Here is an 18,095-nt window from a genome sequence, read left to right on the forward strand (position 1 = left end):
TCGGCCTCGCTCCTCACACCGTTCGTCCTCGGCCCGCAAGCGAATCGACACTGGCCGTCTGAACATCGCCGCGTTTCGCAGCGCGCCCGCTTCCTCCCGCTGAAGGCCCGCCATGGCAGAGAACAGCCGCCAGGACAAAGCCGCACGCCAGCTGAGGCTGCTCTCGGAGGCGCTGGATTCCGGCCGCCTCGGTCCCGTGCGGCGGATGGTCAACACCCTGACCCCGGCCGAGATCGGCAACCTGCTGGAGTCGCTGCCGCCGGACAAGCGCATCATCGTCTGGGGGCTGGTCGACGCCGAGGACGACGGCGAGGTGCTGGTCCACGTCGGCGACGAGGTGCGCGAGAGCCTGCTTGCGGCCATGGACCCCGACGAGATCGTCGCGGCCGCCGAGTCGCTGGACATCGACGACCTCGCCGATCTGATGGAGGACCTGCCGGACCAGGTCATCGACGAGGTCCTGAAGTCGATGGACCGGGAGAACCGCGAGCGCCTTGAGCAGGTGCTCTCGTATCCCGAGGACAGCGCCGGCCGCCTGATGAACCCGGACGTCATCACCGTGCGCGCCGACGTCAGCATCGACGTGGTGCTGCGCTACCTGCGCCTGCGCGGCGAGATGCCCGACAACACCGACCACCTCTACGTGGTCAGCCGCCGCCACCAGTACCTGGGCCGCATTCCGCTCACCGCGCTGCTGCTGTCGGAACCCTCGCGGCCGATCAACCAGCTGATGGACGAGGACGACCATCCGGCGATTCCGGTGGACACGCTGACCGCCGAGGTCGCCCGCCAGTTCGAGGACCACGACTGGATCTCGGCCCCGGTGGTCGATGAGAACAACATCCTGGTCGGCCGCATCACCATCGACGACGTGGTCGACATCATCCGCGAGCAGGCCGAGCACCAGGCCCTGTCGGCGGCCGGCCTCGACGAGGACGAGGACATGTTCAGCCCGGTCCTGCGCGCGGCCCCGCGGCGCATGATCTGGCTGGGCATCAACCTGCTCACGGCCTTCCTGGCGGCCAGCGTGGTCGGCCGCTTCGAGGAGACCATCGAGAAGGTCGTGGCGCTGGCCGTGCTGATGCCGATCGTCGCCGGCATGGGCGGCAATGCCGGCACCCAGGTGCTGGCGCTGATGATCCGCGGCCTTGCACTCGGCCAGGTCGGCGCCAGCAACGTGCGCACCCTGGTCTGGAAGGAAGTCCGCGTCGCCCTGCTCAACGGCCTGGCGCTGGGACTCGTCCTGGGCGGCGCAGTCTGGCTGTGGTTCGGCGACGCTGCACTGTCAGGCGTGATCTTCGCCGCGCTGGTCATCAACCTGACTGCAGCCAGCCTCGCCGGTGTCGCCGTGCCGCTGACCCTGAAGCGTCTCGGCTTCGATCCCGCGCTGGCCAGCAGCATCTTCCTGACCACGGTCACCGACGTGTTCGGCTTCTTCGCCTTCCTCGGCCTCGGCACCCTGATCCTGCTGTAGCAGCGGGGGCTGCCGCGGCGCTGCGCGCGCCGCCGAGGGCACAGCCTGAAGACGGTCGCCTCAGGCCGACGCCGCCTCGCGCCGTCGATGCAGGATCGAGGACCAGATCGACAGCGCGATCAGCACCACGCCGGCCAGGCCGGTGAACACCTCGGGGATGTGGTGGAAGGTGCTGACCAGCATCAGCACCGCGAGGATGCCGATCGCGTAGTGCGCGCCGTGTTCGAGATAGATGAACTTGTCGAGCGTGCCGCGGTTGACCAGGTGCACGGTCATCGAACGCACGAACATCGCGCCGATCGCGAGCCCCAGCATGATGATCACCACGTCCTGGGTGATCGCGAACGCGCCGATCACGCCGTCGAACGAGAACGAGGCGTCGAGCACTTCGAGGTAGATGAAGCCGGCAGCCCCCGAACGGCGCACGGTCTGCACGGCCGCTTCGCCCTCCTCGGGATTCTCGAAGAACACATCGAGGCTGCCTACGCCGACGTAGAGCAGGATGCCCCAGGCACCGGCGACCAGCGCATCCATGCGCGACTCCGCCGGCAGGAAGCCCTGCAGGGTCAGCAGGGCGAGGATGGCGAGGCCGACATTGACCGAGTCGGCGCGCCCCACCGCCGACAGCCGACGCTCCAGTGGGCCGAACCAGTGGGTGTGCTTGTCGGCGTCGATCAGGAAGTTCAGGAACACCAGCAGCAGGAACATGCCGCCAAAGGCCGCGATCGGCACATGGCTTTCCATCAGGTGCCGCGAGTACTCCTTGGGCGACTGCAGCGCCATGTCGATCACTTCGAGCGAGCCCAGGCCGGTGGCGACGGCGACGATCACGATCGGGAACACGAGCCGCATGCCGAACACCGCGATCAGGATGCCGACGGTGAGGAACATCTGCCGCCACCACTCGTCCATGTCGCGCAGCACGCGCGCGTTCACCACCGCGTTGTCGAAGGACAGGCTGACTTCGAGGATGCCGAGGATGACCGTGATCAGCAGGGCGGCCCACAGGCCGTCAGCGGTATGCGCGCCCCACCAGGCGGCCAGCCCCAGGCAGATCGCTGTGACCAGGAAGGAGTAGCGGAAATCTCTCACGCGTGCGGCCGGCGTCGGCAAAGGGTGGCGGATTCTACCCGCCCGCCGATGCACCCGGCTGCCGCTCGCTTGACCTTGCCACGGTGGCAAGCTGCAGCCTGCGGCCCAGGCCCTCCAGGACTCTCCGAATGGACAGCACGTCCCACCCCACGCCCGCCCCCAGGCTGCGACTGTCGATCGAGGGCATGCGCTGCGCCTCCTGCGTGGGCAGGGTCGAGAAGGCCCTCGCCGCGGTGCCGGGCGTGCTCGACGCCACCGTCAACCTGGCCACCGAGAGCGCCAGCGTCCAAACCGACGGCAGCGTCGGGGCGCCGGCGCTGGTCGACGCGCTGCGGCGCGCGGGCTACGCCACCGCCGTCGATGAGCTCGCATTGAGCGTGCTGGGGATGAGCTGCGCCTCCTGCATCGGCCGCATCGAGAAGGCGCTGTCGCGCACGCCCGGCGTGCTCGAAGCCAGCGTCAATCTCGCCACCGAGACCGCGCACCTGCGGGTGCTGGCCGGTACGCCCGTCGAATCCCTGCTGGCGGCGGTGAGGCAGGCGGGCTACCGGGCCGAGCTGCCGGTCGAGCCGCTTGCCGCCGAAGCCGCGGGTTCAACTGCCGTGGCGGCGGATCGAGGCGAGCCCGCGCAGCGCGCGACCGAGGCTTCGAACGCCGCGCTTCGCGGCACGCCAGGCGCTTCGCCCTCGCGGACGCAGGCCGCCGAGCGCGAACGTCGGCATCTGGTCCTGGCGGCCCTGCTCTCGCTGCCGCTGGTGCTGCCGATGCTGGGCATGCCCTTCGGCCAGCACTGGTCGCTGCCGGGCGGGTGGCAGCTCGCGCTGGCGACGCCGGTGCAGTTCTGGCTGGGCGCGCGCTTCTATCGCGCGGGCTGGGGCGCGCTGCGCGCCGGCACCGGCAACATGGACCTGCTGGTCGCGCTGGGCACCTCGGCCGGCTACGGCCTCAGCGTCTACCACCTGCTGTTCACCCGCCCGCACCACGGTGAGCCACCGCTGTATTTCGAAGCCTCGGCGGTGATCATCACCTTGATCCTGATGGGCAAGTGGCTGGAGGCGCGGGCCAAGCGTCAGGCCACGGAAGCCATCCGCGCGCTGCAGGCCCTGCGCCCCTCCACCGCACGCGTGCGCGACGCCGACGGCAGCGAGCGCGAGCGGCCGATCGGTGAGGTCGGTGTCGGCGACGTGGTGGTGGTGCGGCCCGGCGAGCGCATCGCCGTCGATGGCGAGGTGATCGAGGGCCGCAGCCATGCCGATGAGTCCCTGCTCAGCGGCGAATCGCTGCCCGTCGCCAAGCAGCCCGGTGATCGCGTCACCGGCGGCGCGGTCAACGCCGAGGGCCGCCTGCTGGTGCGCACCACGGCAGTGGGCGCGGAAACCGCGCTGGCGCGGATCATCCGCCTGGTCGAGGACGCGCAGGCGAAGAAGGCGCCGATCCAGCGCATCGTCGACAAGGTCAGCGCAGTGTTCGTGCCGGTGGTGGTGCTGGTCGCGCTCGCTACCCTGCTCGGCTGGGGCTTCGCCAGCGGCGACTGGACCCGGGCCACGCTCAACGCCGTCGCCGTGCTGGTGATCGCCTGTCCCTGCGCGCTGGGCCTGGCCACGCCGACCGCGATCATGGCCGGCACCGGCGTGGCCGCGCGCGCCGGCATCCTGATCAAGGACGCCGAAGCCCTGGAAACCACCCGCAGCCTGCGCACCATCGCCTTCGACAAGACCGGCACGCTCACCGCTGGCCGGCCCGAGCTGGCGGCCGTGCATGCCGCCGAGGGCGACGAGCGCGCGCTGCTGCAGCAGGCGGCCGGCCTGCAGCAGGGTAGCGAGCACCCGCTGGCGCGCGCCGTGCTCACGGCACAGGCGCAGCGCGGCGAGCTGCCGCCGGCAGCCGAAACGATCCGCGCGCTGCAGGGGCGCGGCATCGAAGGCCGCATCGGGAACCAGCGCTTTGCGCTCGGCAGCACGCGCCTGATGCAGGAGCTGGGCGTCACGCTCGATGCGCTGGCTGCGGCCGGCGAATCCGAGGCCGCGCAGGGGCACTCGGTGTCCTGGCTGGCCCAGGAGCATGCGCAGGGCTGGCAGCTGCGCGGTCTGCTGGCCTTCGGCGATCCACCGCGGGCGGAAGCCGCCGAGGCGATCCGCGCCCTTCAGGCGATGGGACTGCGCACGCTGATGCTGTCGGGCGACAACCGCGGCGCCGCGCTGGCGGTGGCGCGTGCGCTCGGCATCGCCGAGGCCGAGGTAGTGGCCGAGGTGCTTCCCGCCGACAAGGCCGAGCGCGTGCGCGCACTGGCCGCGGAAGGCCGCGTCGGCATGGTCGGCGACGGCATCAACGACGCACCGGCGCTGGCCGCCGCCGACGTCGGCTTCGCCATGGGCGGCGGCACCGACGTGGCCATGCACGCCGCCGGCATCACCCTGATGCGCAGCGACCCGCGGCTGGTGGCCGATGCCATCGACATCTCCCGCCGCACCACGCGCAAGATCCACCAGAACCTGTTCTGGGCCTTCGTCTACAACGTGGTCGGCATTCCGCTGGCAGCGGCCGGGCTGCTGAACCCGGTGGTGGCGGGCGCCGCGATGGCCCTGTCCAGCCTCAGCGTGGTCGGCAACACCCTGCTGCTGCGGCGCTGGTCGCCGCGCGCGCGCCGCTGAAGGAGAGTGCACATGTCCGCCAGGCAGTCGCGCCCCGAGCTCGCCAAAGGCAGAGCCGAGGGCCTGCGGGAGATCGGCGAAGCCGCCGCCGCCAGCGGCGTCAGCGCCAAGCGCATCCGCCACTACGGGGCCCTCGGCCTGATGCCCTCGGCGCAGCGCAGCCTCGCCAACTATCGGCTGTACTCCGAAGCCGACCTGCACCGCCTGCGCTTCATCCAGCGCGCGCGCAGCCTCGGCTTCGACATGGCGCGCATCCGCACCCTGCTCGGCCTGTGGGACGACCCCGGCCGCAGCAGCGCAGAGGTGAGGCGCGAGGTGCAGGCGCATATCGACGCGCTGCAGGCGCAGATCCACAGCCTGCAGGCGATGCAGCAGACGCTGCAGCAGCTCGCCCGGCACTGCCACGGCGACCAGCGCCCGGAGTGTCCGATCCTCGAAGAGCTCGGGCAGGGCTGATTGATCTCGCTCGCAACATCAAGGCTGGATGCGCACGCGCTGCCCCTCCAGATCGCCCGGCGGTGGGTAGCGCAGCACGCGGTCGCCGCGCTCAAGCCCGGAGACGATCTCGCGCAGGCGACCGTCGCTGTCGCCGACCTCGACGGCACACGCGCGCAGGCGGCCGTCCTCGACGCGCCAGACCCGCCAGCCGGCCTGTTCGCGGCGCAGGGCTTCGATCGGCAGCACCCGCACATCGCGTGCTTCGCGCACCTGCACGAAGGCCTCGACCTGGTAGCCGTGGCCCAGGCCCGGCGGCACGCTGTTGAGCTGCAGGATCACCCGCACCCGCTGCTCCTCGACCCCCAGCGCCGAAACCTTGAGCTCGCCCAGCGGCTCGACGCGTTCGACCCGCGCCGGCAGCGAAGCGCCGCCCCAGCCCTCGATGCGCGCGGGCGCACCCGGCGCGAACAGCACGGCGTCCTGCGAGAGGAAATCGCCGACCACCTCGATCGAGGACGGCTCACCGATCTCCAGCAGCAGCTGGCCGGCGGCGACCGGCTGTTCGCCCTGCAGGTGACGTTTCAGCAGCACGCCCGCCACGGGTGCATGCAGCTCGATGCGGCCTTCGGCGTCAGGCAGCGTGAGCGCGAGCCGACTGCGTGCCTGCTCGACGGCGGCGCGTGCCGCACCCACGGCCGCGGCTGCTTCGCGATCCAGCGCACGCGCGGCGGTGAGCTCACGCTCGCTGACCAGTCCGCGCTGGCCCGAGGCCTCCAGCCGCTGCCGCGCGTCGCGTGCGGACGCCGCGTGCGCCTGGGCCTGGCGCAGTCCGGCCTCGGCGGCGGCCAGCTCGGCCCGCGCCGTCGCTGCACTGCGTGCATCCAGCGGCATCGACTGCAGCGGCCGCAGCCGCGCCAGCACCTGGCCTGCTTCCACCGCGTCGCCGGGCTCCAGGCTGATGCGCTCCAGCACGCCGGCGGTGGGTGCCGCCAGCGGATGCAGCTCGCGCATCCGTGTGACGCCACGGTCGCTGCGCTCGATGCGCAGGGTGTCCGCGCCGACCTCGACCAGTTCGAATTCGCGTGCGCGCGGCCACAGCGCAGCCAGCGCCGACAGCAGCAGGACGAGCAGCAGCGCGCCCCAGGCGAGGCGGGTGCGGCGGCGGGATGCACTCGTGCTCATGCAGCTACTCCCGGACTTTCAGGCTTTCAACAAGGCCGATGCGGTCAACGCCGCGGCGCACCCACAGCGCGGTGGCGGCCACCGAGGCCAGCAGGATCAGGCCGGCCCGCAGGTGCAGGCTCGGCTCGAACAGGCGGGGGAACTGGAACACATCGGTCGCCATCGCGCGCAGGAAGGCCTGCGCGGCGTAGTGGCCCAGCACCAGGCCCAGCGGCAGGGCGATCAGGCACAGCAATGCCAACTCGGCGAGCAGCACATAGCTGGCCTCGCGGCGCCCATAGCCAAGCACGCAGAGGGTGGCGAGATCGCGGCGCTGCTCGCCCAGCACCACGGTGCTGGTGGCGTAGGCAATGCCCACCGCCATCAGCACCGCGAAGCCGGTGAACAAGGTGGTCATGGTGCCGCTGCCCTGTTCGAACATGCGCTGCATCGCGCCCCAGGCGGCTTCGACATCGCTGCTGGCGGCGATCATCGGCGTGGCCCGCACGGCGGCATCGAAGGCCACGCGCTGGTCGGCGCGGAGGCGCAGATGCGCGCCGCTGATCCGGCCGGGCTGTCCCGAGTATCGAGCCAACGCGTCGATCTCAAGCCAGGCGCCGCTGCCGATGGTGACCTCGACCACCTCGGCCACCGGCAGCACGAAGCGACGGCGCAGGCCGCCGGTGAGCTGCACCTCGACGGTGTCACCTGCCCTCACGCCCAGTTGGCGGGCCAATGAGCCGCTGATCAGCAGGCCGTCATCGCGCAGCAGGCGCGGCTGGCCCTGGGCATCGACCAGCCGCTCCAGCAGCGGCTGAGCGGTCAGACCCAGCAGCGGTTCGTTGACCGAACGGTCGGCAGCGGAGAACACGGCATCCAGCCCAAGGAAGGGCTCGGCGCGCTCGACGCCGGGCAGTCGCACGAGCGCGCGCAGGGCATCGGTGCCCGCGTTCTCGGCAAGGCTGAGCGTGATCTGCTGGCGCTTGGCCGCGCCGAAGCTGATGTCGAGCAGGCGCTCGATGGCCAGCGGCGCCTGCATCGACAGCACCAGCAGGATCAGCGCTGCACAGAAGCCGGCGACGGTGATCAGGCTGCGGCGCGGGAAGCCGAGCACGCGGCGCAGGGCGACGCGGGTCAGCGGATCGAAGCGCGCGGCCAAGGCCTCCAGCGGGCCGGCGCCATGCCGGAAGCTCGGCGGCGGTGGCGGCGCGAGGGCTGCGGCCGGCCGCAGCGCCAGCACCCGGCGCAGGGCGAGGCTGCTGCCGGCCAGAGCGGCACCGATGCCGACCGCGAACGCGGCGATGACCAGACCGGGCTGCAGCCGGTACTGCAGCGCGGGCAGCCGATAGAACTCCAGATACAGGCCGCACATCAGTTCACCCAGGACGCGACCGAGCGCGAGCCCGGCCAACACGCCCACCAGGCTGAGCACCAGCGCGAAGCCGAGATAGCCGCCGGCCACTTCACTCGCGCGCAGGCCGAAGGCCTTCATCAGCCCCAAGGTGCTGCGCTCGGCCTCGACCAGCCGCGTCAGGTTGAGGTTCAGCAGGAAGGCCGCGACCGCGAGAAAGGCCGGCGGCAGGATCCGCGCCATGGTGCCGAGCTGCTCAAGCTCGTCGTCCAGCAGGCGCGAGGACGGAATGCGGCTGCGGTCCTGTGCTCGACCCGCGCCGTAGCGTGCGAACAGCGGCTCCAGCTGCGCTGCGACGACCTCGGGCGCGACGCCCTCGCCGAGCCGCAACAGCAGCTCGTTGAAGGCGCCTTCGAGCCCCGCCGCCTGCTCCAGCGCGCGCCGCGGCATCCACAGCACGGCATGGCGCTCGGGCTGGGGCAGCAATTCGCCGGGCGGGCTCACGAACACGAACTCCGGCGAGTTGGCGATACCGACGATCCGCAGCCGCTCGCGCGAGCCGCGAATCGTCAGTTCGAGCGCATCACCGATGCCCAGCCCCTGCGCCTGGGCGAAGGCCTCGTTCAGCGCCACCTCCCGCCGCGCATTCGGCTCCGGCCAGCGGCCTTCGACCCGCCAGGGGCGATTGACCTGCACGCGCTCGGGATCCTCCAGCGAGTACAGGCGCGCGCTGAGCGCGCCATCCACGTTGGGCAGTGCCAGCAGGGCCGGCACCGCCAGCCGCGCTTCGACCGCCTGAACGCCCGGCAGCGCGGCGGCACGCTCCGCCATCGCCCGCGGCGCGCGCACCAGCATCAGCTGCAGATCAGCGAGCCCCTGCTGCAGGTAGTAGTCGTCGCGGGCGCGCTCCAGCGCGGCGCGCGTGCCGATGGCGGTGACCAGCAGGGCCACGCCCAGCGCCAGCAAACCGGCAATCGCCGAAGCCTGCGCCCGCTGCCGCAGCAGGTCGCGGCCAAGCTTGTTGAGCAGGGGCCGGCGCTTCACCAGCGCAGCTCCGAGGGCTGGGCGCGCGCGGCATTGCGCTCGATCGAACGGATCGCGCCGTCGGCGAAGCGCACCACGCGATCACCCAGCCGCGCCATGTCGGCGTTGTGGGTGACGATCAGGCTCAGGCTGCCGCTGCGTTCGTTGGCCTGCATCAGCGCATCCAGCACCCGCACCCCGGTGGCGAGATCGAGGGCGCCGGTCGGCTCGTCGCAGAGCAATACCCGCGGCCGCTTGGCCAGGGCACGGGCGATCGCCACCCGCTGCTGTTCGCCGCCGGACAGCTGCGCAGGAAAGCTGTTGCCGCGTTCGCCCAGGCCGAGCTGGGCGAGGGCTTCTTCCGCCGGCATCGGGTCATCGGCGATATCGGTGACCAGCTCGATGTTCTCGGCCGCGGTGAGGCTGGGAATCAGGTTGTAGAACTGGAAGACGAAGCCGACGTGGCGGCGGCGATACTCGCCCAGCGCGCGCTCATCGGCATGATCCAGACGCTGGCCTTCGAACTCGACGCTGCCGGTGCTCGGTGCGTCGAGGCCGCCGAGAATGTTCAGCAGGGTGCTCTTGCCCGAGCCCGACGGACCCAGCACCACCACGACTTCTCCGGCATGCAGATCGAGGTCGACTCCGCGCAATGCATGCACCGCGCCCGCACCACTGCCGTAGACGCGGCCGACGCCGCGCAGGCGGAACAGCGGGTCAGGGGCCTGGCGGATGGGCTCGGACGGCATGGGTCGGGGCTGGGTGCGCGATGGCTCGCAGAGTCTGCCGCGGGCGTGCCGGCGAGATCCTGAGTGAGATCAAGCCCGGGCACACTCGTGATGCATCATTCCTTCAGCAGCTGCAGCTGACGGCGCGGCCAGTCGAGCACGGCCGTGCGCACATGCATGCGCTCGGCGAGCCAGGGATGCCGCTCGAACACCAGATCGCGCGAGAACCCACACAGGAAGCGCGCCTTGAGCTCGGCGCGGGCGCGGTCGGGCCCGGGCTCCTCGTAGGGCACCGAGGCCAGCAGCAGGAAGCCATCGTCGGGAATGCGGCCACTGCGCATGTTCGACTCGATGATGCTGGCGGCCGTCTCGATCGACTGGTCCAGTCGCGGGCTGTAGGGCCCAACGATCAGGGCGTGGTTCGGCATGTGCAGCACGTCGAAGCCGCGACCGACGCAGAGCACCCACTCATGGTGCTCGACCTCGGGGCGTCGCTGGCTGGCGCGGACGGCGGCGATATGACCGAGGTTGCCGCGCAGCAGGGGCAGCAGGTCCTCGCGCACCTGTGCAGGCATGTCCGGGAACAGGCTGGGCAGCCGCTGCGGCAGTGCCGCCGCGTCATCGTCGTCGAGCCGTGCGAGGTCGAGCACCTCGCCGCCGGGCGCGTGCAGGCGGAGCGCGTCCTCGTCGGTCTCGAAGCCGCAGACCAGCGGGTAGACGGCGGCGTGGCCCTGCCCGAAGACCTGCTCCACCTGACGACGCAGGGCCTGTACATGCGCATGCGCCGCCTCGGTGTCGAAGCCAAAGCCGGCACAGCCACGCTCACGGCTGCCGCGGGCGAAATGGTAGGTGAGCAGCAGGAGCACGCGCCGGCCTTCGCGGATCTGCCGCAGCACCCAGGCCGACAGCACCTCGCCCAGATGCGGCCAGCCAAGGTCGAATCGCCCGCCCAGATTGCGGAAGGGTTGGATCAGGCCGATCGGCGTGCCGGTGGCATAGGCGAGGTTCAGACGGCCATCCATGCACTTCATGGCCGCCAGCGCGGTCGGATGCACTGCGCGGTAGCGCTCGCGGGCGAGCACCGCTTCGGGCGCGCTGAAGTGCTGCGAGTGCAGCTCCGCACGTTCCAGCAGCCAGTCAATCCGCTGGGCGATGGGCAGGGCGTGGGGCGCATCGGCAGCGACCGACGCGCGCTGGGTGTCGATGGCCATTGCCGCCCTCCCCGCCTGTGCTCAGTCCCACGACCTTAGCAGCGCCGGGCGCGGCGTCGACCGGGACCTTGGTCTAGGCAGCGGGATTTCAGGCAACACTGATCAAGTCCCTCCTGGCCTTGGTCAGTGGTCGCGCATGCGGCACATGTCCGGGCTCGTTCGGCCGCTACGCAGCGACGCCTTCGCTTCGCTCGGCCACGCTGGATCGAGCATCGCGTGCTCGATCCGCGGGCGCGCCTTCCATGGCGCGCGACAACGCTGAATTCTTCAGCGTTGTCTTAACCCAGCGCGGCTCGGATCGGCTTCAGGAAGGCTTCGGCGCGCGCGCAGGCCTCTGCCGTGTCGGTGGCCTCCGCGAGCGTGCTCACCAACGCACTGCCGATCACCACGGCATCGGCGAACTCGGCGATGGCGCGCGCGCTGTCGGCATCACGCACGCCGAAGCCCACCGCGATGCGGTTGGCAGTGAGCGCGCGGATCGCGGCCACCTTCTGCTTGACCTCGGCGGTGTCGAGCTTGCCGGCGCCGGTCACGCCGGCGAAGGACACGTAGTACAGATAGCCCTGCGCGCTTTGCGCCAGCGTGGTGAGACGCTCGCCCGCACTGGTCGGCGCCGCAAGTGGCACCAGGGCGAGGTTCTCGGCGTTCAGGGCCTCGCGCACTGGCGCGGATTCCTCGGGCGGGCAGTCGACCAGCAGCACGCCGTCGACACCGGCCTCGCGCGCCGCCTTGGAGAAGGCTTCGAGTCCGAACATCTCGACCGGATTGAGATAGCCCATGAGCACGATGGGTGTGTCCGCATCCTGCAGGCGGAATTCGGCCACCATCGCCAGCACTCGCCGCAGGCCGACCTTGCGGCTGAGCGCGCGCTCGCTGCTCTGCTGGATGACCGGACCGTCGGCCATGGGGTCGGAAAACGGCACGCCCAGCTCGATCACATCCGCACCCGCGCGCACCAGTGCGTGCATCACCGGCACGGTGGCGGCGTCGGAGGGATCACCGGCAGTGATGAAAGGGATCAGGCCGGTGCGCTTGGCGGCGGCGAGCTGGTCGAGGCGGGTGTCTATGCGGGTAGGCATGGGGCTTGTGGGATTGAGTGAGAGGGCGAGTGGTGCGGAGCCGGGATTGGGGATTTGTTGAAGAGCGGGTTTTGGAACACCTGGATGGGCGCCTCGAGCATCTGCTCGGATACCGTTCCTCAATCGAAACTCGATGGATCGAGTAGAGCTCCTCTCCCCTCGTGGGAAGCGGAGGAGAGCGCTTGTCGGCTGCCTGTGGCAGCCGACGCTCTCTATAGCCCGAGCGAAGCGAAGGCAGGTTGGGGAGAGGGGGAAACAGCTTGCGGCGAGCGGTCTACCCCTCTCCCCCGCCCCCTCTCCCACAAGGGGAGAGGGGAGAAGAGCTTCGTGTTGATACGTGACAACTTGCTACGCAGGGAAGGAGGAAGGCTCTTGCTCTTGCGAATCCCGAATCCCGAACCCCCAATCCCGGCATCACAACGAAATGCCCTCCCGCTTGGCGATCGTGTACATGTCCTTGTCGCCGCGGCCAGAGAGATTGCAGAGGATCAAGGCGTCCTTGGGCATCTGCTTCGCCTTCTTGATCGCCAGCGCGATCGCATGGCTGGACTCCAGCGCAGCGAGGATGCCCTCGGTGCGGGCCAGCAGGTGGAAGGCCTCCATGCACTCGGTGTCGGTGATGCCCTCGTACTCGGCGCGACCGCTGTCTTTCAGGAAGGCATGCTCGGGGCCGACGCCGGGGTAGTCGAGGCCGGCCGAGATCGAGTGGGTCTCGATGATCTGGCCGTCGTCGTCGCACAGCAGGTAGGTGCGGTTGCCGTGCAGCACGCCGGGGCGGCCGGCGGCCAGCGAGGCGGAATGGCGGCCGGTTTCGATGCCGTCACCGGCGGCTTCGGCGCCGAAGATCCGCACCTCGCGATCGTTCAGGAAAGGATGGAACAGGCCGATCGCATTGCTGCCGCCGCCCACGCAGGCGACCAGGGCGTCCGGCAGGCGGCCGTACTGCTCCAGCATCTGCGCGCGGGACTCGCGGCCGACCACCGCGTTGAAGTCGCGGACCATGCGCGGATACGGGCTGGGGCCGGCCACCGTGCCGATGATGTAGAAGGTGTCGTGCACATTGCTGACCCAGTCGCGCATCGCCTCGTTGAGCGCGTCCTTCAGCGTCTTCGAGCCCGAGGTCACGCCGACCACTTCGGCGCCCAGCAGCTTCATGCGGAACACGTTGATGGCCTGCCGCTCGATGTCGGTGGCGCCCATGTAGACCACGCACTTCAGGCCCAGCCTCGCAGCCACCGTCGCCGAGGCCACGCCGTGCTGGCCGGCGCCGGTCTCGGCGATGATCCGGGTCTTGCCCATGCGGCTGGCCAGCAGCGCCTGGCCGATGGTGTTGTTGATCTTGTGCGCGCCGGTGTGGTTCAGGTCTTCGCGCTTGAGCAGGATCTTGGCCCCACCCACATGCGCGGTGAGGCGCTCGGCGAAGTAGATCGGCGAAGGCCGGCCGACGTAATGCTTCAAGTCGTACTCGAGCTCGGCGATGAACTCCGGGTCCTTGCGGTAGCGCTCATAGGCGGCTTCGAGCTCGCGCAGGGGCTCGATCAGGGTCTCGCTGACGAAGCTGCCGCCGAACTGGCCGAAGTGGCCGCGAGCGTCGGGGTACTGGGAGAAGTCGCTGACTTCGATGGGTTCAATTCGCTTGGCCGCGGTCTGCACGTTCCACCTCGCTGACAAATGCCTGCATGCGCGCAAGGCTTTTCTCGCCCGGCGCATCTTCGATGCCACTGGATACATCCACCGCATGCGGGCGCACCATGCACACGGCCTCGAATACGTTGTCCGGCTTCAGCCCGCCCGCCAACAGCAGGGGTGCCGGACGCTCGACCGGGAGCCGCGCCCAATCGAAGGCGTGCCCACTGCCGCCCTGCGCGCCCGCGCCGTGGCTGTCGAACACGAAGCCCGATGCCCCCGCATAGCGGCGCTGGTAAGCCAGCGGATCAGCGATGCCGCCCATCGGCACCGCTTTGATCCACGGCCGGCCCAGGCTGGCGCAGAGGGCCGGTTCTTCAGAGCCGTGGAACTGCAGCAGGTCGGGCTGGACGGCCTCGACGGCCGCGCGTGCAAAGTCGGGCTCGGCATCCATCAGCAGCAGAACGGCGGTCACCAGCGCAGGGACCTCGCGTCGCAGCGCCGCTGCCTCATCGATGGCGAGGCCACGCTTCGCGCCTGGGACAACAATCAGACCGATCGCATCGACGCCGAGCTGCACCGCGGCGCGGACGTCGGCGGCGCGTTTCATGCCGCAGAACTTGATGCGCGTGCGCTGGTGGATCGAATCCGTCATCAGGCGCGTAGTGTGAGGCATCGCGCAGGCCGACACGTCAAAGGCGCGCATCCAAGCGGCGCGTCAGGACAGATCCGACCATGTGAATTCTGGCGGTAGCGCGAAGCACGCCGGATAGAGCGGACCCTCGAACACCAGGCCCTGCGGCTGTGCAGTGGGGCCGGCCACGCTGCGATCGCGGCCGGCCAGCAGCTCACCGAGCCAGGCCTCGGGCCGCTCGCCGCGGCCGATCGGCAGGAGGCTGCCGACGATGTTGCGCACCATGTGATGCAGGAAGGCATTGGCCTGCACGCGGATCTCGACCCAGGCGCCCTCGCGCACCACTTCGATGCGGTGCAGATGGCGGTTCGGGTGCTTGGCCTGGCAGGCCGTGGTGCGGAAGGCGCTGAAGTCGTGCTCACCGACCAGGGCCTGGGCGGCGCGGTGCATGGCTTCGGCATCCAGCGGAAGTCGCTCCCAAGCCGCGTGGTGGCGGTCCAGCGCCGGCCGCACCGGGCGGTTGAGGATGCGATAGCGGTAGCGCCGCGCCAGCGCCGAATAGCGCGCATGGAAGTCGGCTGCCACCGGCTGCACCCACAGCAGGGCCGCGGCGGGCGGCAGGCGCGAGGTGGTCCCCATCATCAGCGCGCGCGCGCTGCGCTCGGCGGCGATGTCGAAGTGGATGATCTGGCCGCGGCCGTGCACGCCGCTGTCGGTGCGTCCCGCGCAGGTGACTTCGACCGGCGCGTCGCAGACATAGCTCAGCGCCTCCTCGACCGAGGCCTGCACGGTGCGACCATGCGACAGCCGCTGCCAGCCGAGGAAGGCGCCGCCGTCGTACTCCACCGCCGCGGCGTAGCGGGTGCTGGGTGGCGACTCGGAATTGGGGAGTGGGGATTCGGGATTCAAAGCCAGGCAGCTCACGTCCGCTGAGCGCGCAAAGGTAACGGGGAACGGTCGCGTCTGCGCGTTTCGCAGCCCGTAAACGAACAAGGGCCGGCAAGCCGGCCCCTGTTCAATCACCGCTTTGGAGCGATCAGCGGATCTCGTCGAGCAGGCGACGTGCGTCCTGACGCTGCTCGGACGTGCCTTCCTGGGTGACCTCTTCCAGCATGCCGCGGGCGCCTTCGACGTCGCCCATGTCGAGGTAGGCGCGGGCCAGCTCGAGCTTGGTCGCCGCAGCTTCGATGGCGTCGGCGCTCAGGCCGGCATCGCTGGCCGTCGCGGCCGCGTCGCTGCGCGAGAACTCGGGTGCGGGGGCGTAGGCCGGGGCTTCGGCGGCGACGGTGCGCTCCACTTCCGGCACCACGAACTCGGGCTCGGCGAGGTCGATGCGGAACTCGGGTTCGTCATCGATGCGCTGGGCCGTGCCGGGCTGCGGCGGCAGAGCGGCATCCGCGCGATAAGCGCCCGTGTCGTGGGCCGGCACCTGGGGCTCGGCTGCGGGTTCCCAGCCGCCCACGGCGGCGTCCTGCGCCGGCAGGTCCATGAACAGCGGATGGTCCGGCAGGATCTCGCGCCCCATCTGCAGGGCCTGCTGCCAGTGCGCGTCGTCCGGGTCGTAGACCTGGGCGTACATGGCCTCGACCGCGCCCTCGAAGCGCGCCGGGTCATTGATGCCGTAGTAGTAGCGAACCAGATCGATGTGGCGTTCGAGGTCATCGGGCTGTTCGGCCACGCGGTCGAGCAGCTCGCGCTCCTCGGCGTCCTCGTAGGCGGCGGCATCGTGCTCGGCCTCGGCGCTGGCTGCCGGGACGCCGAAATCCGTCCCTTCGAAGCGCGAGCTGGCGACAGCACCTGCCGCTGCAGCCTTCTTGCGACCACGCCCGCGCAGACCGAGCAGGGCCAGCAGGCCGATCAGGAGCGCGCCACCGCCCCCCAGCACCAGCGGGTTCTCATACCACTCCTGGCGCGGCGGACGCGGCGGCAGGGTGTCGGCAGCGGGCGGCGCTGCCGGCTCGGCCTGTGCAGGCGCGGGCGTCGGGCTTGCGGGCGCGCTGGCGGCCGGCTCGGAAACCGTCGCATCGGCATCGGCAGGCTCGGCCGCAGCCTCGCTGCTGTCGCTGAGATCAGCGCCGGCGTCCGCTGGCGCTGCCGAGGACGCGGCGGACTCCTCAACCGGGTCGAGCGGCGGCAGCGATGAACTCGGCGCAGCGGCAGGGGCCTCAACCGTCGGTGCGGCGGCAGGCGCGCTGCTCGCGGCCGCTTCCGTAGCGGCGGTGGCGGCGCGCTGGGCCTCAAGTTCGGCGAGGCGCTGCTGCAGGGCCTGCAGCTCGCTGTTGCGCAGCTCCAGCAGGCGTTCGCTGTCGCCGCGGATCTTCTCCAGTTCCTGCACGCGCGACTTGAGCTCGCGGTTCTCCTGGCTCAGCGCCTCGCCCTGCTCGCGGGCGCGGGCCAGGTCGGCGCGCAGCTCGCGGCCCTCGGCACCGGAGGCGGCACCGCTCTGAGCCGCCGTGGCCGGCTGGTCGCCGCGCGGCGGCACGATCGCAAGACGCGAGTCCGCCGACGCCGCAGACGTCGACGTGCTGGCCGGGCGGGCCGCGCTGCGATCGGCCTCGATCGGCTGCAGCGGGGTGTCGCCCGAGGTCTGCTCGCGCACGAACTGCGAGGCCTCGCGCGCGCCGACGGCGGAGATCTCGTCCCGCGAGGGAATGCGCAGCACCGCGCCGGTACGCAGGCGGTTGATGTTGCCGCCGATGAAGGCATCCGGATTGGCGCGCTGGATCGCCACCATCATCTGGTTGATGTTCACCGAGCTGTCGGGAATCGACTGGCTGGCGATCTTCCACAGCGAGTCGCCCGAGTTGACCGGGCCATAGCTCTCGCCCGGGGCGAAGCTGGGGGCCGCGGTGGGCGCCGCAGCGCGCGGCGTCGCCATCGGCGGCGGCGTCGACAGCGATTCCGACGGCGCCGGACGCACATCGCCCTGCGGCAGCGCCTGGGTTTCGGAAGGTGTCGCGCGCGAGGGCACCGCGACCGGCGGATCCAGCAGCAGGGTGTACTCGCGGAGCAGCTTGCCGCGCGCCCACTCGGCCTCGATCAGCAGGCTGACGAAGGGATCGTTGACCCGGTTGGGCGTGGTGATGCGGATCACCGGCTTGCCGGCCGCACCCTGCACGATCTCGAAACTGAGCGAGGTCAGCAGCGCGGCGCTGGGGCGCTCCAGGCCGATGCGCGCAAAGGCTTCGGAGGAGGCGAGCCGGATCTGCAGGTCCGCAGCTTCGCCGGGCGCGTTCTCCAGCACCGGAATCTCGGCCAGCAAGGGCTGATTCAGGCTGGACTTGACCTGCACCTGGCCCAGGCCGAGCGCGAAGGCATTGGAGGCACCGAGCGCGAAAGCGAGCGCAACCGGCAGTCTGAGCATTTTGTTCATTTGACTCTGTCCCCCATCCGCAGCGGATGTCTGGTGGATGCCGCACTGGGGTTCGGGCCGGCTGTTCGCGCCTGACACGCACCCCGAACCGCCCCCGCCGAACTCCGGCTGAACGGCCCTAACCTAGAAACGACATGACAACGGCGCGCTAACTATAGGTCAACGGTGACAATTCACCAACAATTAAGCCCGCGCCGGAAGACCTCGTCGCGGGCCTGTGGGTGAATTGCATCACACTTTTTGACATTGGGCGC

13 protein-coding genes are annotated in these 18,095 nt (G+C 70.5%); 3 read left to right on the forward strand and 10 right to left on the reverse strand.

What is annotated here, in order from left to right:
* Nucleotides 1-112: 112 nt before the first annotated feature.
* Nucleotides 113-1,474 (forward strand): magnesium transporter, encoded by a 1,362-nt coding sequence (gene mgtE, locus Q0654_RS11460; RefSeq protein WP_298853916.1) that lies wholly within the window; start codon nucleotides 113-115, stop codon nucleotides 1,472-1,474.
* A gap of 60 nt (nucleotides 1,475-1,534) precedes the next feature.
* Here mgtE and Q0654_RS11465 read toward each other — a convergent pair whose 3' ends face one another.
* Nucleotides 1,535-2,566 (reverse strand): DUF475 domain-containing protein, encoded by a 1,032-nt coding sequence (locus tag Q0654_RS11465; RefSeq protein WP_298853918.1) that lies wholly within the window; start codon nucleotides 2,564-2,566, stop codon nucleotides 1,535-1,537.
* Nucleotides 2,567-2,694: 128 nt separating this feature from the next.
* On the opposite strand from Q0654_RS11465, the gene Q0654_RS11470 reads away from it, so the two are divergent.
* Nucleotides 2,695-5,217, forward strand: coding sequence for a heavy metal translocating P-type ATPase (locus Q0654_RS11470; RefSeq protein WP_298853920.1), 2,523 nt, complete (start codon nucleotides 2,695-2,697; stop codon nucleotides 5,215-5,217).
* Between the two features lie 12 nt (nucleotides 5,218-5,229).
* Entirely contained in the window at nucleotides 5,230-5,673 is a 444-nt protein-coding gene (locus tag Q0654_RS11475; RefSeq protein ID WP_298853923.1) for a MerR family DNA-binding protein, read from the forward strand.
* An 18-nt stretch (nucleotides 5,674-5,691) separates the two neighbouring features.
* Here Q0654_RS11475 and Q0654_RS11480 read toward each other — a convergent pair whose 3' ends face one another.
* The 9 genes from Q0654_RS11480 to Q0654_RS11520 all read right to left on the reverse strand — a co-directional run bounded on the left by Q0654_RS11480 (nucleotide 5,692) and on the right by Q0654_RS11520 (nucleotide 17,841).
* Nucleotides 5,692-6,837 carry an efflux RND transporter periplasmic adaptor subunit gene (locus Q0654_RS11480; RefSeq protein ID WP_298853925.1) on the reverse strand — a complete coding sequence of 382 codons (1,146 nt, stop codon included), beginning with the start codon at nucleotides 6,835-6,837 and terminating at the stop codon, nucleotides 5,692-5,694.
* Nucleotides 6,838-6,841: 4 nt separating this feature from the next.
* The gene (locus Q0654_RS11485) at nucleotides 6,842-9,211 is read right to left on the reverse strand and encodes an FtsX-like permease family protein (protein ID WP_298853928.1); all 2,370 of its coding nucleotides are present in this window, start codon (nucleotides 9,209-9,211) and stop codon (nucleotides 6,842-6,844) included.
* A complete protein-coding gene (locus tag Q0654_RS11490; protein WP_298853930.1) occupies nucleotides 9,208-9,939 on the reverse strand; it encodes an ABC transporter ATP-binding protein in 732 nt (243 codons plus the stop codon). The genes Q0654_RS11485 and Q0654_RS11490 overlap by 4 nt, the downstream gene beginning before the upstream one ends.
* Nucleotides 9,940-10,034: 95 nt before the next feature.
* The gene (locus Q0654_RS11495; RefSeq protein WP_298853932.1) at nucleotides 10,035-11,129 is read right to left on the reverse strand and encodes a carboxysome shell carbonic anhydrase domain-containg protein; all 1,095 of its coding nucleotides are present in this window, start codon (nucleotides 11,127-11,129) and stop codon (nucleotides 10,035-10,037) included.
* Between the two features lie 278 nt (nucleotides 11,130-11,407).
* Nucleotides 11,408-12,208 (reverse strand): tryptophan synthase subunit alpha, encoded by an 801-nt coding sequence (trpA, locus tag Q0654_RS11500; protein ID WP_298853935.1) that lies wholly within the window; start codon nucleotides 12,206-12,208, stop codon nucleotides 11,408-11,410.
* A gap of 414 nt (nucleotides 12,209-12,622) precedes the next feature.
* Complete coding sequence (gene trpB / locus Q0654_RS11505; protein WP_298854078.1) at nucleotides 12,623-13,840, reverse strand: tryptophan synthase subunit beta; 1,218 nt, start codon at nucleotides 13,838-13,840, stop codon at nucleotides 12,623-12,625.
* A complete protein-coding gene (locus Q0654_RS11510) occupies nucleotides 13,836-14,489 on the reverse strand; it encodes a phosphoribosylanthranilate isomerase (RefSeq protein WP_343230137.1) in 654 nt (217 codons plus the stop codon). The genes trpB and Q0654_RS11510 overlap by 5 nt, the downstream gene beginning before the upstream one ends.
* 63 nt (nucleotides 14,490-14,552) lie before the next feature.
* Nucleotides 14,553-15,383 carry a tRNA pseudouridine(38-40) synthase TruA gene (gene truA / locus Q0654_RS11515; RefSeq protein WP_298854080.1) on the reverse strand — a complete coding sequence of 277 codons (831 nt, stop codon included), beginning with the start codon at nucleotides 15,381-15,383 and terminating at the stop codon, nucleotides 14,553-14,555.
* Between the two features lie 121 nt (nucleotides 15,384-15,504).
* Nucleotides 15,505-17,841, reverse strand: a complete 2,337-nt coding sequence (locus Q0654_RS11520) for a FimV/HubP family polar landmark protein (RefSeq protein WP_298853940.1) — start codon at nucleotides 17,839-17,841, stop codon at nucleotides 15,505-15,507.
* Nucleotides 17,842-18,095 lie beyond the last annotated feature (254 nt).

Source organism: uncultured Aquimonas sp. (assembly GCF_937888285.1).
Lineage (GTDB): Bacteria > Pseudomonadota > Gammaproteobacteria > Xanthomonadales > Xanthomonadaceae > Aquimonas.